Here is a 25,421-nt window from a genome sequence, read left to right as displayed (position 1 = left end):
AGCTATGAGTAAACAACTGATTCCCGCCAGCGCGTTAAGCCCCAGCATGGGTTTGACCAGCTATGCGCAGGCCATTAGTGGCATCCCCATTTTGACGGCGGATGAAGAGCGTCGCTTGGCTGAAGATTTGTACTACCGCGAAGATTTAGATGCCGCGCGTCAACTCGTTATGTCGCACCTGCGTTTTGTTATGCACATCGCGCGCAGCTACAGCGGTTATGGCTTGCCGCAAGCGGATCTCGTGCAAGAAGGTAATATCGGTTTGATGAAAGCGGTGAAGCGCTTCAATCCAGAAAAAGGCGTGCGTTTGATTTCTTTTGCCGTGCACTGGATCAAAGCAGAAATTCACGAATACATTTTGCGCAACTGGCGCATCGTTAAAATTGCGACGACTAAACCGCAACGCAAACTGTTTTTTAACTTGCGTGGCGCGAAAAAAAGTCTGGCGTGGTTATCGAATGATGAAGCGCATGCGGTGGCAAAAGATCTAGGGGTTTCGGTCAACGATGTGCGCGAAATGGAAAGTCGTCTGTCTAGTCATGACGCGTCTTTTGATATCAGTGCAGATGACGACGAAGATAAAGCCTACGCCGTGCCTGCCAACTACCTTGAAGCGGAAGGCAGCGATCCATCCTTGCAGTTGGAAAGTGATAACTGGGAGGAGGTGTCTACCCGCCAGTTGGCGCAGGCGATGACGCAACTGGATGATCGCAGTCGCAACATATTGCAAAAGCGCTGGCTGGATGAAAGTAACAAATCCACGCTGCATGACCTGGCAGCCGAGTACGGTGTTTCTGCTGAGCGTATCCGTCAGTTAGAGCAGAACGCGATGAAAAAATTACGCGCGGCGATGGATTTGTAAGCGCAAAGCGTAATGTAAAAAGGCAGCTTAGGCTGCCTTTTTTGTGCTCAGCATTTGGCGTTGTATTTGTTCGCACAACTTCGCCAACGCACCGCGGTTGCTGTCCGCCACGGCTTTACCGCGTTCGCCAAAGGCGCGGCGTGCACTTTCATCGCTCAACCACTGTGTAACTTGTGTGGCGATTTGTTCGGCGTTATCGGCAATCGCCAGCGCGCGGTTATCGCACAGCAATTTTTCCACTTCAGAAAAATTAAATAAATGCGAACCGCTGATCACAGGGCAAGCCCACGCGGCTGGCTCAATTAAATTGTGACCGCCCACCGGCACTAAACTGCCGCCGACAAAAGCGATATCCGCTGCGCCATAAAACACAAGTAACTCGCCAATGGTGTCGCCGATCACAATGTCGATGTTTGAAGTTGGCACTGTGTTGTAGCTGCGGCGCACAACAGAAAATCCGGCGGCTGCGCACTGTTTGCTCACGCTATCAAAGCGTTCAGGGTGGCGTGGCACGATAACCAATAGTAAATCGGGTTGCGTTGCGCGAATTTGTTGAAATGCTTGCAAGATGATTTCGTCTTCACCGAGGTGTGTGCTCGCTGCTAACAAAATTTTGCGTGTGTGATTAAGCGACCACTGCTCGCGCAGAGCGGCAGCTTTTTCACGCGTGGTAGCATCAATCACAAGATCAAACTTAATCGAGCCAGTAACAACAAGGTTTTCGCGTGGCAAACCCAGATGCATAAAGCGCACGCCGTCGGTGTGCTGCTGCGCAGCTACTAGCGCGACATCGTTCAACATTTTGTGTGTCAGTGGCGCTACTTTTTTATAGCCGCGCGCGGATTTTTCAGACAATCTGGCGTTGGCAATGATGACGGGAATATTTCTTTGTTTGCAGCTGTGCAGCATGTTGGGCCACAACTCGGTTTCCATCACAATCGCGCATTGCGGTTGTGTGCGCTGTAAAAAATTACGCAAAAAAATGGGAAGATCGTAAGGCGCATAAACATGAAACACGGTGTCGCCAAAACTGGCGCGCACGCGTTCCGAGCCGGTGGGTGTGGTGGTTGTGATCACCCATTGCCAATCGGGATTGTCGTGCCGCAATTTTTTAACCAGCGGCACGGCGGCTAAAGTTTCGCCGACTGAAACCGCGTGCAACCAAATCACGGGTTGATTGGCATGAAATGCTGGCGCAGAAAAACAACCAAAGCGCTCGCGCCAGCGCAGGCGATACGCAGGTGCGCGCAGAGAACGCCACAGCAAGTGCAGCACAATGATGGGCAGCAATAAGCTAAAGACAAAGGTGTAGAGCAGTCGCGACATGCACCGCATTATAATGTGCGCTTTCGCGCTCGGGAGTTGTCAGTGCAGACCATTCAAGTGGATATCGCCATTCTTGGCGGCGGCATTGCCGGTCTGTGGCTGCTCAACTGTGCGCGTAACGCGGGCTACAACGCGGTGTTGTTTGAGCAGGCTGCATTGGGCAGCGGGCAGACGGTGGCCTCGCAGGGCATGATTCACGGCGGCGTGAAATACACACTCACGGGCGCGTTGTCTGGTGCGTCGGAAGCGATTGCCGATATGCCGGCGCATTGGCAGCGCTGTTTGCAAGGCAAAGGCGATGTGGATTTACGCGGCACGCGCGTACTCAGCGAGCATTTTTATATGTGGTCCTCGCAGAGTGTTTTATCTAAAGCGACCACTTTTTTAGCGAGCAAAGCTTTGCGTGGCCGCGTGGATAGCGTGCAGCCCAAAGATTACCCGCCAGCATTTTGTCACGAGAAATTTCGCGGCGCGGTGTATCGCTTGGTGGATATGGTGATTGATGCGCCATCACTGCTCGACACTTTGCGCCAACGCTGTGCTGATTTTGTTTTTCAGGTCGGCGATCAAGCATTGCGCGTAGAAAAAAATCAAAATGGCGCAGATATTTTTCTATCACATAACGGCGTAGATATTTTGTTGCGCAGCCAGTTGTGTGTCTTGGCTGCGGGTAAAGGCAATGGCGAATTGTTGCAACAGTTGGCGGTGAAAAATATCGCCATGCAAACGCGCCCTTTGCAACAAGTGATGGTGAAACATCTGCAGCTCTCTGCCTTGTATGCGCATTGCGTAGGCTCAGACAGCAAACCGCGCTTGACGATTTCATCACATACAATCAACGACGAAGTGGTTTGGTATCTCGGTGGGCAGTTGGCGGAAGAAGGTGTAGGTATTTCTTCATCAGAATTAATACTGCGCGCTAAAAAAGAATTGGAAATATTATTTCCGCAGATCCATTGGAATGAGGCACAGTGGTCAACTTATTGCGTGGATCGCGCTGAACCGAAGCAGCCTGGTTTGTTGCGTCCTGATAATGCTTGGTTGTCAGCTTGCGATGATTTATCGCGCTGCGTCGTTGCGTGGCCAACCAAATTAACTTTAGCGCCCAATTTGGGTGCGCTGTTGATGAATTATTTGCACGCGCAAAATATCTCACCCTGCTTTCCTGATGGGTTGCCAAATGATTGGCCGTGCATGACAGAAGTTGCGACCACGCCGTGGTGTGCTGCTGTGTGGCAAAAGGTGTGAGCATGTTTTATCGCGCATTAGGCAGTACCGGCATGCAAGTGAGCGCGCTCGGTTTTGGTACGGTGAAATTGGGGCGCACGGAAGGTGTGAAATATCCGCAAGCATTTGCCGTGCCTGACGATAAAGCTGCGCGCACTTTGTTGGATTTATCGCGCGATCTCGGCATCAATTTAATCGACACCGCGCCCGCTTACGGCAACAGTGAAGAGCGATTAGGTAAATTATTAAAAGCGGATCGTAAACATTGGTTGATCTGCAGCAAAGTCGGCGAGGAGTTTTCTGAGGGACAATCTTCTTTCGATTTTTCAGCAGAACATACGCGCATGAGTGTGGAGCGCAGTTTGCGTCGCCTGCAAACCGATTACATCGATATGGTGTTGGTGCATTCAGACGGTAATGATCTCGATATCATCAACAACACTGCGGCATTAGAGACACTGGCCGAGCTAAAGCAGCGCGGTTGGATTCGTGCCTTCGGTATGTCCACAAAAACAGTGGCCGGCGGTTTGTTGGCAGCGGAGCAATCGGATGTGGTGATGGTCACATACAACCTGAATGAGCAAGCCGATGTTGCAGTGTTGGATTATTGTCAGCAGCACCAAAAAGGTGCGCTGATTAAAAAAGCATTTGCCAGCGGTCATCGCTGCGACGGCGATGCGGTTACTGAAGCTTTAGCAATGATTTTTGCGCACGCGGGCAGCAGTTCAGCGATTGTCGGTACGATCAATCCTGTGCACTTGCGTGACAACATCAACAAACTGCCCAAGCGGGCGTAAATCACCTAGACTAGCCATCAATTTTTCATCAGCAAAACGAAGGAGACTGTTATGTCAGACGCAGTGAAATGGGATCACACCGTGGATGTGATTGTTGTAGGTTCTGGCGGCGGCGCTATGGTGGCGGCCATTCGCGCAACCGATAACGGTGCAGATACTTTGATGCTGGAAAAAACCGATAAATACGGCGGCAATACCGCGATGAGTGGCGGTGTTATTTGGGTGCCGAACAGTCATTTGATGGCGGCCAAAGGTTTAAAAGACAGCGCAGAAAAAGGTTTTAACTATCTCAAACATTTGATCGGTGATGCAGTACCTGATGTACGCATCCGCGCGTATGTCGAAAAAGCACCAGAGATGATGAAGTGGCTGCACGAAAAAACTGCACTGCGTTTTGAATCGCTGGAGTTGTATCCAGACTACTACCCGGGCGCGCCTGGCTACATGGAAGGGGGGCGCAGCCACGATCCCAAAGCGTTTAATGCGGCAGCATTGGGCGATGATTTTGAAAACTTGCGTGGACAACATCCACAAACATTAATTTGGAATATTTTCACCATGGAGACCATGGAGTTCCGCGCAGTATTCAAAAAAGAAAAAGGTTGGATGGGTGTTTTTGCGCGCGTATTTTTTGAATGGCTGTTTGATCTTGGTTATCGCTTGCGTGGCAAAAAACGCAGCCGCCGCTTGACGCTGGGCAACTCCGTGATTGGTTCGTTGCGTAAATCCATGTTGGACAGAAAAATCCCACTGTGGCTCAACTGCGGCATGAAAGATTTGATCGTCGAAGACGGTCGCGTTGTCGGCGTGTTGGCAGAAAGAAACGGTCAGCCTTTCCGCATTCATGCCAAAAAAGGTGTGATTCTCGGCGCAGGTGGTTTTGAAAAAAACCAACAAATGCGCGAACAGTATCTGCCCAATCCTACGCACACTTCTTGGACGGCAGGTTCTCCTGGCAACACCGGCGATGCGCACCGCGCAGGCATGGCAGTGGGTGCAAATGTGAAATTTATGGACGACGCGTGGTGGGGGCCAACCGTAGTTGTGCCAGGTGAAGAACAAGCACGCATGATGATTGTAGAAAAATCCCTTCCAGGTTGTGCCTTTGTGGATATGAACGGCAAACGCTACACCGATGAAGCGGCGCCTTACATTACTGTCGTGCAAGACATGTACAAACGCGAACGCGAAGGTACGCAAGCGGTACCGAGTTGGATGATTTTTGGTAAAGATTATCGTCAAAAATATCCTTGTGGCCCTGTGTTTCCTGGTGAAATGATGCCAGACAAACGCGTGCCGAAAGAATTGTGGGATAGCTATATTTTCAAAGCAGATTCCTTGGAAGAGTTGGCGCAAAAAACCGGTATTGCGAGTTTGGAAAATCTAAAGCAAACCGTTGCCAATATGAACGAGTATGCAAAAACGGGTAAAGATTTGGAGTACGACAAAGGCGGCAATGAATACGACCGTTTTTACGGCGACGATCAAACCGGTTTTCCGAATCCTTGCTTGATGCCGATCGAAGGTCCTTTCTACGCAGTGAAAGTACACGCAGGTGAATTGGGTACCAAAGGTGGTTTGAATGCGGATGAAAAAGCGCGCGTACTCGATAAAAATGATCAAGTGATTCGCGGCTTGTATGTTATCGGCAATAATTCAGCTGCCTTGATGGGGCCAACTTATGCCGGTGCTGGTTCAACAATCGGCCCTGCGATGGCGTTTGGTTTTATCGCAGCGGATGATGTGGTTTCAGCCTGAGGCTGATTCCGCATCAACTGTTTTTAGATCAGCGGTTTTCTGCCAGATATTGATCTTTTAATTTACGGTAATTGTTCGCGCTGTAAGTAAAAAAACTTTTCTCTTTGTCGGTCAGTGCGCGCGCTTGTTTAGCGGGGCTGCCGACATAGAGAAAGCCGCTCTCCAATTTTTTTCCCGGCGGCACCAAGCTGCCAGCGCCCAACACCACATCATCTTCAATCACCACACCATCCATCACAATTGAGCCGATGCCGATCAGCACGCGATTGCCGATAGTGCAGCCGTGCAACACCACGCGATGCCCTACCGTGACATCATCACCCAGCGTTAATGGAAAACCGTCAGCTTCATAAGGACCAGCGTGTGTGATGTGTAGCACGGAGTTGTCTTGAATGCTGCAACGCGCGCCGATACGAATGCGGTGCATATCGCCGCGAATGACGGTGTGTGGCCACACAGAACAGTCATCGCCCAAATGTACATCGCCGATGACGCAGGCCATGCCATCCACAAAGACGCGTTCGCCTAATTGCGGCGTCTTGCCTTGATGCGAACGAATGGAAATAGAGGAGGTGGTCATGCTGTGCTCCAGAGGGAAGTGTGCTCTCGCTATAATGATAGCCTCGGTTTCATGGATTGCCGCAGCATGAATACTTCAGATCAGCCATCGCTTCCCGATACGCCCAAACGCTTTGTAGCGGGGGCAAAATGCCCGCAATGTCAGGCTGTGGATAAAATCGTGATGTTCCGCCGCAACGGTGTTCAGCACCAAGAGTGTGTTAGCTGCGGGCATCATGCCGAAATGGTGTTTGAGCAGAACTTTCGTGAGCTGGAGACAAGGGTCAATCGCACCGAGGCTGAGCGTGCGGAGGAAGTCACTCCAGTCAGGTTTGTTGATCCTGCGTAAGCCTTGTGTGCTGGTTTTAGGATAGGCTATCCAGCATTTTTCCCCGATAGATATTTACCCTGCCCCGTGCGATGACTATAATTTGCGGCGCTTTGTCGCACCTGCCTTTGCTCAATAGTTGAGCAAACCACATTTTTCACAGCATAAAACGGAGAATAAGGGCATGCATTCCAGAACAAAAAGGCTGCTGACGCTCTTGCTCGGCTCTGTATTGTCGGTCGCCACCATGGGTGCTTGGGCTGATCTTGCCGAGCGTAGCAAAATCAACTTGTCGCCGGGCGCCACTTTAGTGGGTCAAGATATTTATGATCTGCATATGCTGTCGATCTGGATTTGTGTGGCGATCGGTGCGGGCGTTTTTGCGGTGATGTTTTATTCCATCATTGCTCACCGTAAATCACTGGGGCATAAAGCGGCGCATTGGCACGAGCATTTGGGTGCGGAGCTGGCTTGGACTTTGATTCCTTTCGTTATTCTGGGCTTCTTGGCTTGGCCGGCTATCCAGACGCTGCTCAAAATTTATGACACCAAAGAGCCGGAAGTGAACATTGTTGTTACTGGCTACCAGTGGAAATGGAAATACGATTATCACGGTGAAGAAGGTGTAAGTTTCTTCTCTAATCTGTCAACGCCTCAAGATGAAATTTACGGCAAACAAGATAAAAGCGAATATTATCTATTGGAAGTGGATGAGCCTGTCCATATTCCTGTTAATACGAAAGTACGGTTTTTAATTACGGCGAATGATGTTATTCACTCGTGGTGGGTTCCTGCTTTGGCAATTAAGAAAGATGCAGTGCCTGGTATTGTGAATGAGTCGTGGGCTAAAGCAGAAAGAACCGGTATTTTTCGTGGCCAATGTGCGGAGCTGTGCGGCAAGAACCACGGCTTTATGCCCATCGTTGTTGTCGTTGATACGAAAGAAGATTACGCCAAATGGCTGGAAGGTAAAAAAGCTGAAGCGAAAAAAGTACGCGAGTTGATGGCGCAAACTTTTACGCTTGAGCAGCAGATTGAGCGCGGCAAAAAAATCTACGAAAAAGATTGTGTTGCTTGTCACGGTGTCAATGGTGAAGGCGGCGTGGGTAAAGCGATCGCAGGCAGCAAAATTGCGATCGGTCCTATCGATCATCACCTAGAAACTGTTGTTAAAGGTGTGCCAAGCACGGCGATGCAGGCTTTTGGTGGCTCGCTGAATGATTTGGATTTGGCGGCAGTGGTGACTTACCAGCGTAACGCCTTTGGTAACAATATGGGCGATAGCTTGCAGGCTGTCGATGTCTACAAATTCAAGAGCAAGAAGTGAGGAGTAAACAACTATGGCGCACGGTCCAGCGAAAGGTTTGAGCCGGTGGTTGTTTTCCACCAACCACAAAGATATTGGCTCGATGTATTTGTGGTTCAGTTTTGCAATGTTCCTTTTGGGCGGCACTTTTGCACTGGTTATCCGTGCAGAATTGTTTAAGCCAGGTTTGCAATTGGTTGAACCAGAATTCTTCAATCAAATGATCACGATGCACGGATTGGTGATGGTATTCGGTGCCATCATGCCTTCGTTCGTTGGTCTGGCAAACTGGATGATTCCTATGATGGTGGGAGCGCCAGATATGGCGCTGCCGAGAATGAACAACTTCTCATTTTGGTTGCTGCCATTCGCTTTCTTAACGCTGGCCTCTACTTTGTTTATGCAAGGCGGTGCACCTAACTTTGGTTGGACTTTTTATGCGCCATTGTCGACAACTTATGCGCCACCCTCGGTCACCTTCTTTATTTTTGCCATCCATATCATGGGCCTTTCGTCCATCATGGGCTCTATCAATATCATCGCCACCATATTGAATATGCGTGCGCCTGGTATGACTTTGATGAAAATGCCCATGTTCTGCTGGACTTGGCTGATCACAGCGTTTTTGTTGGTAGCAGTAATGCCCGTATTGGCGGGCGCAGTGACCATGATGTTGATGGATATTCACTTCGGCACTTCATTTTTTAGTGCAGCTGGCGGCGGCGACCCTGTGTTGTTCCAGCATGTATTCTGGTTCTTTGGTCACCCAGAGGTTTACATCATCATCCTGCCAGCCTTTGGTGTGGTGTCACAAATTATTCCAACCTTTGCTCGTAAGCCTTTGTTTGGTTACAGCTCAATGGTGTATGCAACGGCAGCAATTGCGTTTTTGTCATTCATCGTGTGGGCTCACCACATGTTCGTGGTTGGTATTCCTGTCGCGGGCGAAATGTATTTCATGATCGCCACCATGTTGATCGCAGTACCAACGGGCGTAAAAGTTTTCAACTGGGTAGCCACTATGTTCCAAGGCTCACTTAGCTTTGAAACGCCAATGTTGTTCTGTATTGCGTTCTTGATTCTGTTCACCACGGGCGGTTTCTCCGGCTTGATGCTGGCAATGGCTCCAGTCGACTTCCAGTATCACGACAGCTACTTTGTTGTTGCCCACTTCCACTATGTCATGGTGGCTGGTGCGATGTTCTCCATGTCAGCAGCCATTTACTATTGGCTGCCTAAGTGGAGTGGTCGCATGTACTCCGAGACGATGGGTAAGACGCACTTCTGGATTTCTTTCATCGGCTTTAACTTGACTTTCTTCCCGCAACATTTCGTTGGTTTGGCAGGTATGCCGCGTCGTATCCCAGACTACAACTTAATTTTTGCTGATTGGAACATGGTGTCTTCTATTGGCGCGATGATTTACGGTGCTTCGCAGGTATTGTTCTTGTTTAACATCGTGCGCACAATTGTTGCTGGCAAACCGACAACAGAAGCAAAAACATGGGATGGTGCAGAAGGTTTGGAGTGGACAGTACCAACGCCTGCGCCGTATCACACATTCAGTGTTCCGCCACAGGTTAAGTAAGACGGTTTGTTGTTATTTCTAGTTAAAGTAGCGGTAAGTAATGGGGCAGGTTGATCAAAAAGGCGACAAACATATTGTCGCCAAGCTGCTTTTCGGTGCAGTGGGCATGTTTGTTTTTGCCCTGTTTGTAATGCCGCCGTTTTACAACATGCTATGCAATATTTTGGATATCAATTCACCGAGGTTAAACAGTAAGAAACCCTATGTGGCGGAAGAGGTTAAGGTAGATAAAACGCGATTGGTAAAGGTGCAGTTTGTGACCATTAACAGCGCGAATATGCCATGGGAGTTTCGCGCAAAGCAGGCGTCGGTAGAAGTGCATCCGGGTCAGCCGACACAAGCGGTGTTTTATGCGCGCAACATAACAGATAAAAAGATGACGGCTCAGGCCGTGCCCAGTATTGTTCCAGAAAAAGCTGTGGAGTATTTTCACAAAACGGAATGCTTCTGCTTTACGCAGCAAACGCTGGAAGCGGGGAAAGACATAGAAATGCCGGTAGTGTTTATTGTTGATCAAGCGCTACCAAAAGAAGTCCATACAATTACTTTGAGCTATACCTTGTTTGATGTAACTGCATCGATCAAGCCGACGGAAGCAGTGAAGTCAAACTAAAGCAAAACTGGAGAGCATTATGGCAAGTGAACACGGTCAACAGACCTACTATGTCCCAGAACAAAGCAAGTATCCTCTGTTTGCTTCAGCGGGTATCGGCATGATGTTAGTGGGGGTCTCCACTTGGTTAAATGACCTCCACGCCGCGCGCCCTGGTAGCCCAACATTATTGATATTGGGCAGCTTAGTTCTTGCGACTGTTTTATTTCGCTGGTTCGGAACAGCAATTGGAGAGCATCTCCAAGGGCTAAATAATGCACAGCTGAAACGCTCTTACCGTATTGGCATGCAGTGGTTTATCTTTTCTGAAGTGATGTTCTTTGCCACTTTCTTTGGCAGCTTGTTTTATGTGCGTGCTTTGGTTGGCCCGTGGTTATCAGGTGAGGGTGTTGGTCATTTCACCAATGAATTACTGTGGAAAGGTTTTACTTTTAGTTGGCCAATGATGGAAACACCGCAGCAAGCTATTGGCGGTGTCGCCAATCAAATTATTGCCAATACTGGAACATTTGTCGGTCCGCATAAGAGTATGTCTTGGCCTGGCACTGCGGAAATGATGCATTGGTTGCCACTGTGGAACACCATTTTCTTGGTAACCTCTTCTATCACTTGTGAGTTTGCTCATCACGCATTGAAAGCGGATAAGCGCGGTGCGTTTAAATTGTGGTTGTTTATCACAGTGTTGTTGGCGGCTGCATTTATTTATTTGCAAATCGAGGAATATCACGAGGCGTATACTGAGTACGGTTTAACACTGAAATCCGGTATTTACGGTACAACTTTCTTCATGTTGACAGGCTTCCATGGCTTTCACGTTGCATTGGGCGCTTTTATGTTGCTGGTGATGTTGTTGAGGGCGCTGAAAGGTCATTTTAATAAAGATGACCACTTTGGCTTTGAAGCAGCCAGCTGGTATTGGCACTTTGTTGATGTGGTTTGGTTGTTCTTGGTGGCCGTGGTCTATGTGTTCTAGAGCACAGAGATGGTCAAGGAAAAGGCCCGCAAAAGCGGGCTTTTTTGCGTATAAGCGTTAGTGTTTTAGAAAAATTATTTGGATAGAGGTTGCTGTGGTTGTGTCACGGCGGGATTATTCCAAGGCGCGTGTGATTGCAGCTTTCCGGTGTAAAAACCGTAAATCATGGCACTGAGTAGCGCTGCAGCTAAGGTGACGCGAGTGATTAAATTGTGCAGTGTGCGATGAGATTTTGGATTGCCATTGTCTTTAAAAAGCACATAAAGGCTGCGTAAGAGACTCGCAACCATGAGTAATATGATGATAAGTATCAATACTTGCAGTTGAACCGTAGACATGGCTACCTCAATGAAAACAAATTTAGCGCGCTCGCATTATAGCGTCGGCAAGCAAATCAGGTTTGATCAAAATGGCACGCAAATTTAGGTTTGAGTGGCGCATCACTGTATTGACGGTCATTTTGTTGCCGGTATTGGTGGGTCTTGGTTTTTGGCAATTGCATCGCGCTGATACCAATAGAATTGTGCTGGCGCAAGCCGACGAACAGCATAAAAAGCCGCCGGTTTTTCTTGTGGATCTATTGCCAGAAATAGCTCGCGATATTGCTTCAAAAAATACAAAAGTGGCGTGGCACTTGACCCCTGTTGTATTGCGTGGGCAGTGGTTAGAAAAATCTTTTTTACTCGAAAATCAGATATACGATGAACGTAATGGCTATTATGTCTTTGGTGTAATGCGTTTGGATAATAATCAGGGTTTAGTGTTAGTTAATCGCGGCTGGCTGCCTGCACCGGCTTTGCGCAATCAGTTACCCATTATTCCGCCGGTTACCACTACAGGTAGTGAAGTTGGTGAGATTTATGAGTCATTAGCATGGCGAGACGAAAAACCTATATTTGCAGAATCCGGTTGGCCAAAACGCGTAGGGCGCATGAACTTAGTTGGCGCAGAACAGGCTCTGCAATCAACATTATTGCCAGTGCTTGTAAGATTGACGCCTACGGCACCTTCGGCATTGGCTACGCAGTGGCCCATCGTCAATATACAACCTGAAAAAAATACAGCGTATGCCGTGCAATGGTTTGCGATGGCTTTTGCATTACTACTTTGTTACGGATTTTATTCATTTAGAGTAGTGGCCAATAACACTGCTAATTTTGTTAAGTGAGATTTTTATGACGAACCATACCGCTGCTGAAACACGAAACGGAAAATTGGTGTTGCTTACACTCATGCTCATTCCCGTCTTTGTGGTTTTGGCGGCCACTTTTGTTTTTTATACCGGTATTGGTATGCCAAAAACTACGCACAATAAAGGTGTGTTAGTCGTGCCGCCGTTGCAGCTTAATGATTTACATCCAACGGATATGGATGGAAAAGTTGTTGTCTTTGATGGAACGGCAAAAAGCGGTACTTGGACTTTTTTAACCGTACAGTCGGCCGCTTGTAATGAAAGCTGCAAACAGCGTTTTTGGTTGAATCGACAGACGCGTACTGCACTGGGTAAATACAGCGGGCATTTACAACGCGTTTGGTTGGTGACGGGTGGAGCCATGGATAAAGAAACTACCCAATGGCTAAAAAAAGAACACAGTGATGTCGTTGTGCTCCATGCTGGTGATGAGCAGTGGCACAAATTGTTAAAGCAGACCAACTATTCTCCTGCTGACGAAAAGAAAACAAATTTCTTTTTAGTAGACCCTCGTGGCTTTGTCATGATGTATTACACCGTCGACAATACTTATAAAGATGTGATGAAAGATATTAAATTTCTGCTGAAAGAAGTGGAGTAGTCCATGATACGTAAGCCTGGCTTTTATCTCGCCGCTTTTGCGTTTTGTGTTGCAGTTATTGTTGTGATACTTGGCGCGTATACTCGTTTAGTACACGCAGGTCTTGGGTGTCCTGATTGGCCAACATGCTATAACCATTTCTGGGTGCCAAACACGCCAGAAGAAATTCACACGGCAAATCAAAATTTTGCAGCCACACCCGTTGAAACGGATAAAACTTGGCCAGAGCAAATCCATCGTATTTTTGCTTCGAGTTTAGGCTTGTTGATGATCGGCTTGCTAATTATTTCAATTAAAAATCGCCGTCAAATTGATCAGCCGGTAAAGCTACCTGCGTTTATGTTGGGGTTTGTTATCTTGCAGGGATTGTTTGGTATGTGGACCGTGACGCTTTTGTTGTGGCCACAAGTAGTGACTGCGCATTTATTGGGTGGATTTACGACGCTGTCTTTGTTGTGGTTGTTAGCACAGCGTTTAGGGGGATTTGTTTGGTCATTAAATGCAGAAAATTTGAAAAAAGTGATGCACTTGCGAAAGTTGGTAGTCGCTGGTTTGTTGGTAGTTATTGTACAAATTGCTCTGGGCGGTTGGACTACTTCTAATTATGCAGCGTTAGCTTGCCCAGATTTGCCAACCTGTCATGGTGAGTGGGTGCCGGAAATGGATTTTGCATCGGGCTTTAATGTTTTGCAGCACATTGGACCCAATTATTTAGGTGGCCAGTTGGATAATACAGCGCGCACGGCGATTCACTTTGCGCATCGTGTTGGTGCTGTAGCGGTAACTGTACTGCTGATGTTATTGGTGTTTTGTCTGTGGCGTACGCGTATTAAAAAATGTCAAAACATGGCGCTTGTATTGTTGTTGGCGTTATTTGCACAAGTGTCACTGGGGATCAGTAATGTATTTTTTGGGCTGCCGCTCTTTGTGGCAGTTGCACATAACGGTATGGGTGCGATTTTGCTGTTGGTAATGGTGACGCTGACTCATCGATTGTTTACTGCGCAAAACCAAGCAGAACGAGAAAGTTGATATGACAGAGATGACCAAGCTACAACGCGCACTGTGGCGTGACTATTTAGAGTTGTGCAAACCCAATGTTGTGGCTCTGATGATTTTGACATCGGTCATCGGTATGTTGTTATCGGTGCCAGGTGCTGTACCGTGGCAAGTTTTATTGTTTGGTAATTTGGGGATTGCGTTTTGTGCGGCATCCGCCGCTGCAGTCAATCATATTGTGGATCAGCGTATTGATTTGAAAATGGCGCGCACAATCAATCGCCCTGTTGCACAAGGCCGCATTAGTAGTAAGCAGGCAATATTGTTTGCCGCTGTGCTTGGTGTAATCGGCATGTTGGTGTTAAAAGTGTTCACCAACGACCTCACCATGTGGCTAACTTTTTCAGCATTAATTGGCTATGCCTTTGTGTATACGCGTTTTTTGAAACGCGCTACGCCACAAAATATTGTTATCGGTGGTTTGGCTGGTGCAGTGCCACCATTGCTTGGTTGGACAGCGGTGACCAACCATATACATCACGATGCGTTGCTGTTGGTGCTGGTAATTTTTGCGTGGACGCCGCCGCATTTTTGGGCGCTGGCAATCCACCGTCGCGATGAATACGCCAAAGCGGGTATTCCTATGATGCCTGTTACACACGGCATAAAGCTGACAGCGCTGCATGTTATTTTGTACACCTTGATGTTGATTGCAGTGACTTTGTTGCCGTTTGCGACGGGTATGTTTGGTTGGCTGTACTTGGTGAGCGCTGTTGTATTGGGTGCCGGCTTTTTATTTTGGTCGATTCAGCTGTATCACGAAAAACCCAAAGCGGGCATGGAAACCTTTAAATATTCGATTATTTATTTGATGGCGCTATTTGTCGTTATGTTGTTGGATCACTACTGGTTTTAGTTGAGGTTTTGTGTGAGTGAAAAATTAAAGATACGCCTGACAATAGTAGCCTTGCTGTTGTTTATGGGGAGTTTGGTGGGTGGCTTTGTACATCGCATGATGCAACCTGCTATTTTTAGCAAAGAAAAAATGGAAACTTACGGCGGTCTTTTCTTTGATAAGCCGAGAGTATTTCGTGATCCTGTTTTGGTAGATCAAAATGGCAAGGTATTTGATAAAAATACTTTTCAGGGAAAGTGGACACTGGTATTTTTTGGATTCACCTATTGCCCAGATATCTGTCCAACAACCTTGGGCGTATTGGATAAACTGTATCGCGAATTGCAAAAAGAAAAAGAAGCGGATGATGTGCAGGTGATGTTGGTTTCTGTAGACCCAGCACGAGATACGCCACAAAAGCTAAAAGAGTACACGGCTTATTTTAATCCCGCTTTTATGGGTGTGACCGGCGAGCATATGGATCTGATTCGTTTTGCTACCGATTTGAACACGGGGTTTACCAAAGTACCCATTGAAGGCGGTAGTTATTTAATGGAGCACAGCGGTAATATTGCGGTGATCAACCCGCGCGGCCACTACCACGGGTTGTTTAAGCCGCCTTTTGATCCTTTGCGCCTGCGTGTGGCGCTGTCATCTGTGCGTGCGCAGTATCAGCGCGATTACGGTAAATAATCACGCTCGTGATTACATGAATCCCAATTTTTTGAGTTGGGATTCCATGTCTGCCCAACTCCAAAAAGCACTCATGCGAATGATTTTTCCTTCGTCACTCACTTCGTAGACCGCGATCATTTCCACTTCTGTTTTGCCTTTGCCCATATCGTTAATGGCAGTTTGCAAAACCGCGCACGAGCGTTCACCGCTAGGAATGCGTTTGTGTACATTGATGGTTAGTTTTGATGGGCCGATTACCATATCCCAGAATTTTGCGATGGCAGCTTTGCCTTGGTGGCCTGCGCCACTGGTGTCAAACGGTGAAATGCCAACTGGGTCTTGCACTACAGCATCATCAGCGTAGAGCGCCAACCAACCTTCGCGGTCGCCCTGCATGGCGAGCGCAACGGATTGCATATTGGCTTTGATGGCGAGATGTTCAGTGTGCTCAGTCATGTTGATTCCTTTTTCTTTTAATCGAGATTGAGTGTTTGCCACAACGCGTCTACGCGTTGTTTTACTTCGGCATTCATTGCTATCGGCTTACCCCATTCGCGTTGTGTTTCGCCCGTCCATTTGTGCGTGGCATCCAAGCCCATTTTCGAACCTAAACCAGAAACGGGGGATGCAAAATCTAAATAATCTATCGGCGTGTTATCGACCAAAACCGTATCGCGAATCGGATCCATGCGTGTAGTAATCGCCCACACTACATCTTTCCAATCGCGTGCATTTACATCGTCATCTGTCACGATAACGAATTTTGTATACATGAATTGACGCAAAAAAGACCACACACCCATCATCACGCGCTTGGCATGACCCGGGTATTGTTTTTTCATCGTTACCACCGCGAGGCGATACGAACAGCCTTCAGGCGGCAAATAAAAATCGGTAATTTCTGGAAATTGTTTTTGCAGTAGAGGTACAAAGACTTCATTCAGTGCCACGCCGAGAATCGCGGGTTCGTCGGGCGGCCTGCCGGTGTAAGTGCTGTGATAAATCGGTTTGTTGCGATGAGTGATGCGTTCAACCGTAAACACGGGGAAACGATCGACTTCGTTGTAATAACCGGTGTGATCGCCAAACGGTCCTTCGTCCGCCATGTCGTCTGGATGAATAACGCCTTCCAAAATAAATTCAGCCGACGCGGGCACTTGTAAATCATTGCCGATACTTTTGATCACTTCGGTTTTTTCACCGCGCAATAAACCGGCAAAAGCGTATTCCGATAATGTATCGGGAACGGGAGTTACTGCACCCAAAATCGTTGCAGGATCGGCGCCGAGTGCAACCGAAACGGAGAATGGTTTCCTCGGATTTTGTTGCTGCCATTCGCGGAAATCGAGTGCGCCACCGCGATGCGATAACCAGCGCATGATCAAACGGTTTTTGCCGATTAATTGCATGCGATAGATGCCGAGGTTTTGTCGCTCTTTGTGCGGGCCGCGCGTGATGACGAGTGGCCAAGTGATGAGTGGCGCAGCGTCGTCTGGCCAGCAAGTTTGGATGGGCAATTGGTGCAAATCAACCGCGTCACCTTCCAAAATATTTTCTTGGCACGGCGCATCGCGCAACACTTTTGGTGCCATGTTTAATACTTGTTTTAGTGTCGGCAGTTGACCAATTAAATCGCGAAAACCTTTTGGCGGTTCCGGTTCTTTGAGATAAGCGAGTAATTTGCCGACATCGCGCAAATCATCCACCGATTCGCGACCCATGCCGAGTGCGACGCGTTTTTCTGTGCCAAATAAATTGGCGAGTACAGGAATGTCGTAGCCTTTGGGATTTTCAAACAACAGCGCAGGGCCGCCGGCGCGCAACACGCGATCACAGATTTCTGTCATTTCCAAATGCGGATCGACTTCGGCTGTGATGCGTTTGAGTTCACCGTTTTTTTCGAGGAAGGCGATAAAGTCGCGCAGGTCTTTGTGTTTCATGCAGTGAGCCTTGTATGAAACCCCTCGCCCTTTGGGCACTCCCCCTGCCGCGCAGGGGGAGAATAAAACCCTTCCCTATGAAATAGGAGAGGTGGCGCGTAGCGCCGGAGGGGTCATCTATTTCCGTTTCATCGAAGCAAAAAACTCTTCGTTGGTTTTGCAATCTTTCAATTTGTCGACAAGGAATTCTGTTGCTGGCGTGTCTTCCATATCGTGTAACAGTTTGCGCAGTATCCACGCTTTCTGCATTTCATCTTCCGCCATCAACAATTCTTCGCGGCGCGTACCGGAGCGGCGAATATTGATCGCAGGGTAGACGCGTTTTTCAGCAATTTTGCGATCGAGGTGTAACTCCATATTGCCCGTGCCTTTGAATTCCTCGTAGATCACTTCGTCCATTTTGGAACCGGTGTCGACCAAAGAAGTGGCGATGATGGTGAGGCTGCCGCCGTGTTCGATATTGCGCGCCGCGCCGAAGAAGCGTTTCGGGCGCTCCAGTGCGTTGGCGTCGACACCGCCGGTCAATACTTTGCCGGAAGAGGGAATCACAGTGTTATAAGCGCGCGCGAGGCGGGTGATGGAATCCAACAAAATCACCACATCTTTTTTGTGTTCGACCAAACGCTTAGCGCGCTCAATCACCATTTCCGCGACTTGCACATGGCGTGTGGGCGGTTCGTCAAAAGTAGAGGCAACCACTTCGCCGCGCACCGAGCGCTGCATCTCGGTGACTTCTTCTGGGCGCTCGTCGATCAGCAGCACAATCAAATGGCATTCAGGGTTATTACGAGCAATGGCCTGCGCGATGTTCTGCATCATGATGGTCTTACCGGCTTTCGGCGGTGCGACGATCAAGCCGCGCTGGCCCTTGCCGATGGGTGCGATCAAATCAATGATGCGACCGGTCAAATCTTCACGCGAGCCATTGCCCGCTTCCAGCTTCATACGCTGGTTGGGGAACAGCGGTGTCAAGTTTTCAAACAGGGCTTTGTTCTTGGTGCCTTCAGGACGGTCACCGTTGATGGTGTCAACTTTCAGCAGGGCGAAATAGCGTTCGCCTTCTTTGGGTGGACGAATTTTGCCGATGACTTCATCGCCAGTGCGCAAGTTGAAACGGCGAATCTGGCTGGGTGAGACATAGATGTCGTCGGGGCCAGCGAGATAGGAAGAGCTGGAAGAGCGTAAGAAGCCGAAGCCGTCTTGCAGAATTTCTAACACACCCTCGCCGCTGATTTCCTCACCACTTTTAGCGTGGCGCTTGAGGATGGTGAAGATCACATCCTGCTTGCGATTACGCGCCATATTTTCGAGGCCGATGCTTTCGGCGATTTGCAGTAGTTCTTCGATGGGTTTGGCTTTCAGATCCGTCAGATTCATAGCGTCTTTTGTCATGCGTTTGAGGAGAGTGGGTGGAAGGGGTGCGGGGAGGCGCCGTATGGTGGCACTGAATAGTCTTTGTGAGTGTGTAGGGAGTGAGGGATTGAACTGTTGTGCGAGCTGTCGGTGTTATGGGAGCCGACTTATGAATGCTGCGCCAGTGGATATGCGGCTAACTATAGGTTGCCTTGCTTGTTCTTGTCTAGTGGGCAGAGCGAGGAGGCTGTACTGCCTCCTCGGTATGGCATATCCATTACAGGTTGCTGTTGATGAACTCGATCAGTTGCACTTTAGACAGTGCGCCGACTTTAGTGCTCTCTAAATTGCCATTTTTGAAAATCATTAGTGTAGGAATGCCGCGAATATTGAACTTGGCCGGTGTTTCTTTGTTGGCATCCACATCCATTTTACAGACCTTGATTTTGTCGCCTAATTCTTTGGCAAGTTCATCCAAAATGGGGGCAATCATTTTGCAGGGACCGCACCATGCAGCCCAGAAATCGACCAACACAGGCTGGCTGGCTTTGAGTACATCAGCATCAAAGCTGGCATCGGTGACATGGACAATGGCGTCGCTCATGGCGTTCTCCAGTGCGGAATTAAAAGGGAGGCCATCATAGCCTAAGCCCTCAGTGCCTCCAAGATTGACACGCGCATTGCCGCGCGATTATTGCGCTTGCAGGCGTTGGCGTGTATTGCGAATAGCTTCGCTATTGGGCTCTAGTTTCAAGCCTTCATTCCACATTTTTTTAGCTTCATCGCGCTGATTGGTCTGCCACAACACTTCGCCGAGGTGGGCTGCCACTTCATCATTTGGGTGTAGGGCAAAGGATTGTTTTAGGCGCAACAAGGCTTCTTCATTTTGCCCTGTGCGAAAAAGTAGCCAGCCCATGCTGTCGAGTATTGCAGGGTCTTTAGGCTGCAATGCCAGTGCGCGATCCAATAATTGTTTGGCTTCGTCCAGCTGGCGGTTGCTATCGGCCAGCAGGTAGCCCAGCGCATTTAAGGCATCAACATTGCGAGGTTCGATAGCGAGCACTGCGCGTAAATCGGCCTCGGCGGCGGCGAGGTTGCCCTGCTGTTGATGAATCAGTGAGCGTGCCATGTTGAGGTTGGGCGTATTGGGGTATTGCTTGAGCGCCTCGTTGAGTACGGCAAGACTGCGCGGGATGTCATTGCTGCGAAACAGCGCATCGGCTTCAATCAAATACAGAGCGGGTGCAAGTGTGGGATGCAAAGTTCTTTGATTGGCTAACCATTGCTGCCCTTCAAGCCGACGGTTTTGCTGCACCATCAACTGAAAGGCTTTTGTTGCTGCAGGCAGGTATTCGCTACCATTTTCTACACGGCGAAAATGCTCCAGTGCTTTGCCTGTTTTCTGGGTGGCTAAATCAATTTCGCCTAAATAAAAATGTGCTGTGTCCGTATTTTTCTTTAGAAATAAAAGTTGTTCAAAAAACTCTCGTGCTTGTGCGTAATCTTTTAGTTGAAAGTTAACCAGCGCTCTTGCCAACAATAAATTGGATTCCAGAGAGTTTTTCTGCGCTAGATAGTCAAACTGCTCGCGCGCTTTCTTGAGGTCTACTTCACTCAGCATGCGTGCATATTCCATGCGTAGGCGCTCGTTTTCTGGATCATTGTTGACGAGATCGCCCATGCGCTTAACGGCGGTATCAGGCCTGCCGTTTTTGTATAACACATCCACTTCGAGTAAGCGCGCTGCTAAGTTATCCTTGTCGGCTGCTAATGCTTTGTCGATTAAAGCAATGCTGTCTTCATAGCGTTCATTGGCGGAGAGCAAAGCGGCATTGCCGAGTAATAAATCAATGTTGTCTGGATGCTCTTTCAATAGATCGGCGTATTCGTTCGTGAGTGAACTCAGGTTTTCTTTTTCGGCCGTGATAGGGTTGGTGGCGATAGCGAGAAATAAAGAACGCGCTTGCAGCGCCAATAATTTTTTTGATTGTTGCAAAGCAGCTTGAGGCTGTCCGTTGTCGAGAAAATATTGGCCCGCAATATAAATCGGCTCTGCATTGTCTGGCTCTATGGTTGACCACAGTTGGGCGAGATCCAGCGCAGCTTGGTGAGCTTGTAAATAACTGGCCAGCATGGTTGCGCGGCGAGCAATATCGGCATCGCGTGTTTTATAAGCCTGTTGGTAGTAATTAGCTAATGCGATATCAATTGCCGCGATTGATAGCCGCTACAACCACTAGCAGTGAGTACAGCGCCCCATCGGAAGAGGTTTATCTAACTCCACTTTGGGCGATGAGCTGCTCGTTTCCAGCTGGATGGCGAGTAACTGCAGCCGACGAGCAAGCGCTAAAGCAAACTGCTGGCCAGATAGCGGAAAGAAGAGTGGGAAGCCATGGCGATGCCTGAGTAATAAATGCGCTCATGATATAGAGAGACTGCGGATTACCCAACACGAGCCGAACAGTATAATGACGCCGAATTTTGCGGGTTCCTGCATGTCTTTATTGGTTGTTGGCATTAATCACAATTCGGCTTCTTTGGCGCTGCGCGAGCGGTGTCAGTGTTGCTCCCCGCTCGAATGACCGAAGCACTGTGCGCGTTGTCTGCAGCGGCGGGCGGTTCTGATGCTGTTATTTTGTCAACCTGTAACCGCACGGAACTGTATTTGGCAGCATCTGCACAGGTGCAAGTGCACGCCGTGTTGGATTGGTTAGCAACTTTCCATCAGTTGGATGTGGAGGAGCTGCGGCACTGTCACTATCACCACAACGACGACATCGCTGTGCGTCATTTGATGTTGGTGTCTTGTGGCTTGGATTCCTTGGTATTGGGTGAGCCTCAAATTTTTGGGCAAATGAAAGCTGCCGTCGCCCAAGCGGTTGAAGCTGGGACATTGAACGGCGCATTGCACCAGACTTTTCAGCAAGTCTTTGCCGTTTCCAAACGCGTGCGTTCAGAAACCGCTATTGGGCACAACCCTGTTTCTGTCGCTTATGCCGCAGTGCGGTTAGCACAGCAAATTTTTTCTGATTTACGCGATAACACGGCGTTGTTAATCGGCGCTGGAAAAACAATTGAGTTGGTGGCGCGTCATCTGCGCGAGCAGGGTGTGGCGAAAATTATTATTGCCAATCGCACTTTGGAGCGCGCGCAGGAATTGGCAGAATCCATTCAGGCGGAAGCCATTTTATTGGGTGATATTCCACAACGCCTGCACGAAGCCGACATCGTGATTTCATCTACCGCCAGCCAGTTGCCGGTATTAGGTAAAGGAGCAGTGGAGCAAGCCTTGAAACAACGCAGACATCAGCCGATGTTTATGGTGGATATCGCTGTTCCTCGTGATATTGAGCCGCAAGTAGGCGAATTGGACGATGTGTATTTGTACACTGTCGACGATTTGCGTGATGTGATTGATGAAAATTTGCGCGCGCGAGAACAAGCAGCCGAAGATGCGCGTGTAATCGTTGAAGAAGGTGTTGCGGCCTATCACCAAGGAAAATTTGAGCAGGAAGTTGCATCAAGTATTGTGGAATACCGTCGTAAAGCAGAAGCGTGGCGCGATGCAGAAGTGGCGCGCGCACTTAAATTGGTGGCACAAGGACAATCTGTTGATGATGTTGTCAAAGTATTGGCGCGTAATTTGACCAATAAATTGTTGCACCATCCAACAGAAATGCTGAAACGCTTGCCTGAAAATCAGTCGCTATCCGTTATCAATAATAAAAAATAAAGCTTCCATTGCTATTTTCGATGGCGATAAATCGTGTATTGGCCATCTTCCTCTGCTGCAATGTCGTAGTGATCGCTGAGAAATTGATTCAGCTCGCGGAATTCTTTTAGGCGATTACCTCCTGCTGGATGAAAAAAGTTATGGATATAAACAAAGTAGGTGGGTGGCTTTTTGGCCATCGTATCGAGAAATTCACGGCGAAATGCCTGTGTGACAGGTGAGTTTGGTTGTAAGTACAGAGGGATATCCTCGAGGAATCTTGTGGCATAAGTGGCATGCGCCAGCAGCAGTGCGCCTTGTCCATCGCCGGATCCATCAAGGCTTTGTACGGTGTCGTTAGGTTGTAAATTAGCTTGTAAATAGCGAGCTATTTTTTGTGAGCGAATATCGTGGTTTTCTGCGGTGTAGTGCAAGTTACTTAAGCGCTGGAAATTGTATGACCCTAAAAGGTAGGCGATATAAATAAAGAGGCAAGCAGGTAGTGGCGCGATTATTTTTTCCGTTTTTGTCGCTGCACTGTTTACCGGTGTTAGTAAGAGCGAAAAACATAAAACGGCAAAGAAGTAAGGAGGTAATAAGTGGGCTGCCCAAAATTTCCCTGCAATGACTTCATGCCAGCTGATAGCAAAAGTGAGAATAGCAATGGAGCGCAAGCGCATGAGTAGAGCAGGGTTGTTGCGGTGTTGTCGCCACGCCCACAGCAATCCAGGAATAGAAAGAATAGCCATTTTCATCAGGTGGTTTGCTTGCATGGATAACAATGCAAACCATCGCTGCGGCTCGCTGTCGTAGTGATAGAGGTCGGGTCGAGTATTTACATAAAGCTGCGTATAACCACCTGTGTAAATATCAATAAAAACTTGGTAGTCGGCGTGCTTTAAGCCCCATAAAAATGGAATAGAGAAAATACCGACAAAGGCGATGGCTGCAGGAAGGAAAGTGGTTTTTAGTTTTGTAACAAAGCGGCCATTCATTTTTGAAAGGAGTATCCAATACAGTGCCGGCGCGACGACAATAAAATTTGGCTTGAGTGAGCAAGCTGCACCGCATAGCGCGCCAACTAAAATAGCATCGCATAGTGGTTTTACTGCCTTGCTGCATAGCAATGCGAGGGATAGTACAAGAGGAATAATGGCGATGTAGTCGCGTTGAAAAGCTGCCACAGGGCCGCCAGAAATATAAACCAGAGTGAAAATTGCTGGTGCTAATACGGCGCTCGGTTTTGAGATGGGAGAAATAATTATCCAGCTACAGGTGGCAATTATTCCAAGAAAAAAAGCGTCAATGATACGGACGGGTAGTGCAGTGTAGCCAAAGACCTTTCCAATCATGGCGTGCAAAAAGAATGGGCCAGGAAGGTTGTTCTCAAATATGTCGCGATACAGCAAAAAATGCTTTTCATTAATGAGAAAAGCACTGTAGTGCAGCATGGCCAAGTCCATTTCTATGGGCTGGTAGCGCGCTAACCAAAGACAGGTTAATGCCGCTAATACGGCAAGCATCGTGCTGATCCATACAAAAGTAGTCGTGGTGGCGCGGTACACGGTGCGTATTCCTTTCAATCGAGTAAACGATTAAGGATACAATGCCGCACAGTTCACGGGTACAGTTATGAAGCCTTCTATTCTGCAAAAACTACAAACGCTCTTGGAGCGCCACGAAGAGTTGGCGGCTCTGCTGGGTGATGCAGAAGTAATTGCAAACCAAGATAAGTTTCGGTTGTATTCACGCGAGTTTGCCGAGTTGGAGCCGGTGGTTGAGGGTTATCGCCAATACCTCAAAGTGTTAGCAGATATTCAGACCGCACAGGAATTATTGCGCGATGGCGATGCCGATTTCAAAGCCATGGCGGAAGAAGAATTGCGCGATGCTGAAGAGCGATTGCAGTATTTTGAAAGCGAGTTGCAAACGCTGCTATTGCCTAAAGATCCTGACGATGGGCGCAATGTGTTTTTGGAAATTCGCGCAGGCACAGGCGGCGACGAGGCTGCTATTTTTTCGGGCGATTTATTTCGCATGTACAGCCGCTATGCCGATGAGTGTGGTTGGCGCATTGAAATTATCAGCGAGCGCCCTGGCGAGCACGGCGGCTATAAGGAAATTATCACGCGCGTTTCTGGATCAGATGTGTACTCGCGTTTGAAATTTGAATCCGGCGCGCATCGCGTGCAGCGTGTGCCGGCAACAGAAGCGCAAGGTCGCATACACACATCGGCTTGTACGGTGGCGATACTGCCGGAAATGGATGAAGTCGAAGCGATCAATATCGATAAAAATGATGTGCGCATCGATACCTTTCGCGCGTCGGGTGCGGGTGGTCAGCATGTCAACAAAACCGATTCTGCGATTCGCATCACGCACATTCCAACCGGCATTGTGGTGGAGTGTCAGGACGAGCGCAGCCAACATAAAAACCGTTCGCGTGCGATGGCCTTGTTGGTGGCGAAATTGCACAGCAGTGCAGTGAACCAGCGACAGCAACAGCAAGCCGATGAACGCCGCAATTTAGTGGGCAGCGGCGATCGCTCAGAGCGCATTCGCACTTATAACTTTCCACAAGGGCGCATGACGGACCATCGCATCAATCTTACTTTGTATTCGCTGGATGAAATTATGCAAGGCAAGTTGGATGCGGTGATTCAACCATTGGTCAACGAACATCAAGCGGATTTGTTAGCCGCTTTATCTAACGAGTAA

At 48.5% G+C, this 25,421-nt stretch carries 25 protein-coding genes; 16 read left to right on the top strand and 9 right to left on the bottom strand.

The annotated features are described in order from the left end of the window. Positions 1-4 precede the first annotated feature (4 nt). Positions 5-862, top strand: coding sequence for an RNA polymerase sigma factor RpoH (gene rpoH, locus R3E63_00840; GenBank protein MEZ5538510.1), 858 nt, complete (start codon positions 5-7; stop codon positions 860-862). A gap of 27 nt (positions 863-889) precedes the next feature. Here the strand turns inward: rpoH and waaA are convergent, their stop codons facing one another. Further along, positions 890-2,188 (bottom strand): lipid IV(A) 3-deoxy-D-manno-octulosonic acid transferase, encoded by a 1,299-nt coding sequence (gene waaA, locus R3E63_00835; GenBank protein MEZ5538509.1) that lies wholly within the window; start codon positions 2,186-2,188, stop codon positions 890-892. Positions 2,189-2,230: 42 nt separating this feature from the next. Here waaA and R3E63_00830 point away from each other — a divergent pair, with 42 nt between their 5' ends. From R3E63_00830 to R3E63_00820, 3 genes are read left to right on the top strand one after another with little or no spacing between them, the layout of a single operon-like run. Beyond that, the gene (locus R3E63_00830) at positions 2,231-3,436 is read left to right on the top strand and encodes an FAD-dependent oxidoreductase (protein ID MEZ5538508.1); all 1,206 of its coding nucleotides are present in this window, start codon (positions 2,231-2,233) and stop codon (positions 3,434-3,436) included. 2 nt (positions 3,437-3,438) lie between these two features. Further along, the gene (locus R3E63_00825) at positions 3,439-4,212 is read left to right on the top strand and encodes an aldo/keto reductase (GenBank protein ID MEZ5538507.1); all 774 of its coding nucleotides are present in this window, start codon (positions 3,439-3,441) and stop codon (positions 4,210-4,212) included. Between the two features lie 51 nt (positions 4,213-4,263). Then, positions 4,264-5,970 carry an FAD-binding protein gene (locus tag R3E63_00820; protein MEZ5538506.1) on the top strand — a complete coding sequence of 569 codons (1,707 nt, stop codon included), beginning with the start codon at positions 4,264-4,266 and terminating at the stop codon, positions 5,968-5,970. A 28-nt stretch (positions 5,971-5,998) separates the two neighbouring features. Here the strand turns inward: R3E63_00820 and R3E63_00815 are convergent, their stop codons facing one another. Next, on the bottom strand, positions 5,999-6,535 hold the full coding sequence (locus tag R3E63_00815; protein MEZ5538505.1) for a gamma carbonic anhydrase family protein: 537 nt from the start codon (positions 6,533-6,535) through the stop codon (positions 5,999-6,001). A gap of 81 nt (positions 6,536-6,616) precedes the next feature. Between R3E63_00815 and R3E63_00810 the strand changes: the two genes are divergently transcribed. From R3E63_00810 to R3E63_00790, 5 genes are all read left to right on the top strand, one after another. Next, a complete protein-coding gene (locus tag R3E63_00810) occupies positions 6,617-6,877 on the top strand; it encodes a YheV family putative zinc ribbon protein (GenBank protein MEZ5538504.1) in 261 nt (86 codons plus the stop codon). Between the two features lie 163 nt (positions 6,878-7,040). Next, the gene (gene coxB / locus R3E63_00805; protein ID MEZ5538503.1) at positions 7,041-8,183 is read left to right on the top strand and encodes a cytochrome c oxidase subunit II; all 1,143 of its coding nucleotides are present in this window, start codon (positions 7,041-7,043) and stop codon (positions 8,181-8,183) included. A 13-nt stretch (positions 8,184-8,196) separates the two neighbouring features. Then, complete coding sequence (gene ctaD, locus R3E63_00800; GenBank protein MEZ5538502.1) at positions 8,197-9,750, top strand: cytochrome c oxidase subunit I; 1,554 nt, start codon at positions 8,197-8,199, stop codon at positions 9,748-9,750. 40 nt (positions 9,751-9,790) lie between these two features. Then, positions 9,791-10,363 (top strand): cytochrome c oxidase assembly protein, encoded by a 573-nt coding sequence (locus R3E63_00795; GenBank protein ID MEZ5538501.1) that lies wholly within the window; start codon positions 9,791-9,793, stop codon positions 10,361-10,363. A 19-nt stretch (positions 10,364-10,382) separates the two neighbouring features. Then, positions 10,383-11,336: a cytochrome c oxidase subunit 3 gene (locus tag R3E63_00790; GenBank protein MEZ5538500.1), complete on the top strand. Its 954-nt coding sequence runs from the start codon at positions 10,383-10,385 to the stop codon at positions 11,334-11,336. A gap of 74 nt (positions 11,337-11,410) precedes the next feature. Here the strand turns inward: R3E63_00790 and R3E63_00785 are convergent, their stop codons facing one another. Beyond that, the gene (locus R3E63_00785) at positions 11,411-11,674 is read right to left on the bottom strand and encodes a DUF2909 domain-containing protein (GenBank protein MEZ5538499.1); all 264 of its coding nucleotides are present in this window, start codon (positions 11,672-11,674) and stop codon (positions 11,411-11,413) included. A gap of 71 nt (positions 11,675-11,745) precedes the next feature. On the opposite strand from R3E63_00785, the gene R3E63_00780 reads away from it, so the two are divergent. The 5 genes from R3E63_00780 to R3E63_00760 are packed head-to-tail and all read left to right on the top strand — an operon-like array spanning position 11,746 to position 15,716. Then, complete coding sequence (locus R3E63_00780; protein ID MEZ5538498.1) at positions 11,746-12,504, top strand: SURF1 family protein; 759 nt, start codon at positions 11,746-11,748, stop codon at positions 12,502-12,504. Between the two features lie 7 nt (positions 12,505-12,511). Further along, entirely contained in the window at positions 12,512-13,129 is a 618-nt protein-coding gene (locus tag R3E63_00775; GenBank protein ID MEZ5538497.1) for a hypothetical protein, read from the top strand. A 3-nt stretch (positions 13,130-13,132) separates the two neighbouring features. Then, the gene (locus R3E63_00770) at positions 13,133-14,161 is read left to right on the top strand and encodes a COX15/CtaA family protein (GenBank protein MEZ5538496.1); all 1,029 of its coding nucleotides are present in this window, start codon (positions 13,133-13,135) and stop codon (positions 14,159-14,161) included. Position 14,162: 1 nt separating this feature from the next. Continuing rightward, positions 14,163-15,044 carry a heme o synthase gene (cyoE, locus tag R3E63_00765; protein ID MEZ5538495.1) on the top strand — a complete coding sequence of 294 codons (882 nt, stop codon included), beginning with the start codon at positions 14,163-14,165 and terminating at the stop codon, positions 15,042-15,044. Positions 15,045-15,056: 12 nt separating this feature from the next. After that, positions 15,057-15,716, top strand: a complete 660-nt coding sequence (locus tag R3E63_00760) for an SCO family protein (GenBank protein MEZ5538494.1) — start codon at positions 15,057-15,059, stop codon at positions 15,714-15,716. 12 nt (positions 15,717-15,728) lie between these two features. Here the strand turns inward: R3E63_00760 and R3E63_00755 are convergent, their stop codons facing one another. The 5 genes from R3E63_00755 to R3E63_00735 all read right to left on the bottom strand — a co-directional run bounded on the left by R3E63_00755 (position 15,729) and on the right by R3E63_00735 (position 21,125). Continuing rightward, positions 15,729-16,154 carry a nuclear transport factor 2 family protein gene (locus R3E63_00755; protein ID MEZ5538493.1) on the bottom strand — a complete coding sequence of 142 codons (426 nt, stop codon included), beginning with the start codon at positions 16,152-16,154 and terminating at the stop codon, positions 15,729-15,731. Between the two features lie 17 nt (positions 16,155-16,171). Continuing rightward, complete coding sequence (gene ubiD / locus R3E63_00750) at positions 16,172-17,638, bottom strand: 4-hydroxy-3-polyprenylbenzoate decarboxylase (protein ID MEZ5538492.1); 1,467 nt, start codon at positions 17,636-17,638, stop codon at positions 16,172-16,174. Between the two features lie 117 nt (positions 17,639-17,755). Next, entirely contained in the window at positions 17,756-19,015 is a 1,260-nt protein-coding gene (gene rho, locus R3E63_00745; GenBank protein MEZ5538491.1) for a transcription termination factor Rho, read from the bottom strand. 253 nt (positions 19,016-19,268) lie between these two features. After that, a complete protein-coding gene (gene trxA / locus R3E63_00740) occupies positions 19,269-19,595 on the bottom strand; it encodes a thioredoxin TrxA (GenBank protein MEZ5538490.1) in 327 nt (108 codons plus the stop codon). Positions 19,596-19,682: 87 nt separating this feature from the next. Then, entirely contained in the window at positions 19,683-21,125 is a 1,443-nt protein-coding gene (locus R3E63_00735) for a tetratricopeptide repeat protein (protein MEZ5538489.1), read from the bottom strand. Positions 21,126-21,545: 420 nt separating this feature from the next. Here R3E63_00735 and hemA point away from each other — a divergent pair, with 420 nt between their 5' ends. Further along, on the top strand, positions 21,546-22,724 hold the full coding sequence (gene hemA / locus R3E63_00730) for a glutamyl-tRNA reductase (GenBank protein MEZ5538488.1): 1,179 nt from the start codon (positions 21,546-21,548) through the stop codon (positions 22,722-22,724). A gap of 11 nt (positions 22,725-22,735) precedes the next feature. On the opposite strand, the gene R3E63_00725 is transcribed toward hemA, so the two are convergent. After that, complete coding sequence (locus tag R3E63_00725) at positions 22,736-24,268, bottom strand: glycosyltransferase family 39 protein (GenBank protein MEZ5538487.1); 1,533 nt, start codon at positions 24,266-24,268, stop codon at positions 22,736-22,738. Between the two features lie 67 nt (positions 24,269-24,335). Here R3E63_00725 and prfA point away from each other — a divergent pair, with 67 nt between their 5' ends. Continuing rightward, entirely contained in the window at positions 24,336-25,421 is a 1,086-nt protein-coding gene (prfA, locus tag R3E63_00720; protein MEZ5538486.1) for a peptide chain release factor 1, read from the top strand.

It is taken from the genome of Pseudomonadales bacterium (assembly GCA_041395665.1).
Taxonomy (GTDB): domain Bacteria; phylum Pseudomonadota; class Gammaproteobacteria; order Pseudomonadales; family UBA7239; genus UBA7239.
The sequence above is the reverse complement of the archived record's forward strand: the minus strand, read 5'-3'. Positions and strand labels throughout refer to the sequence as shown.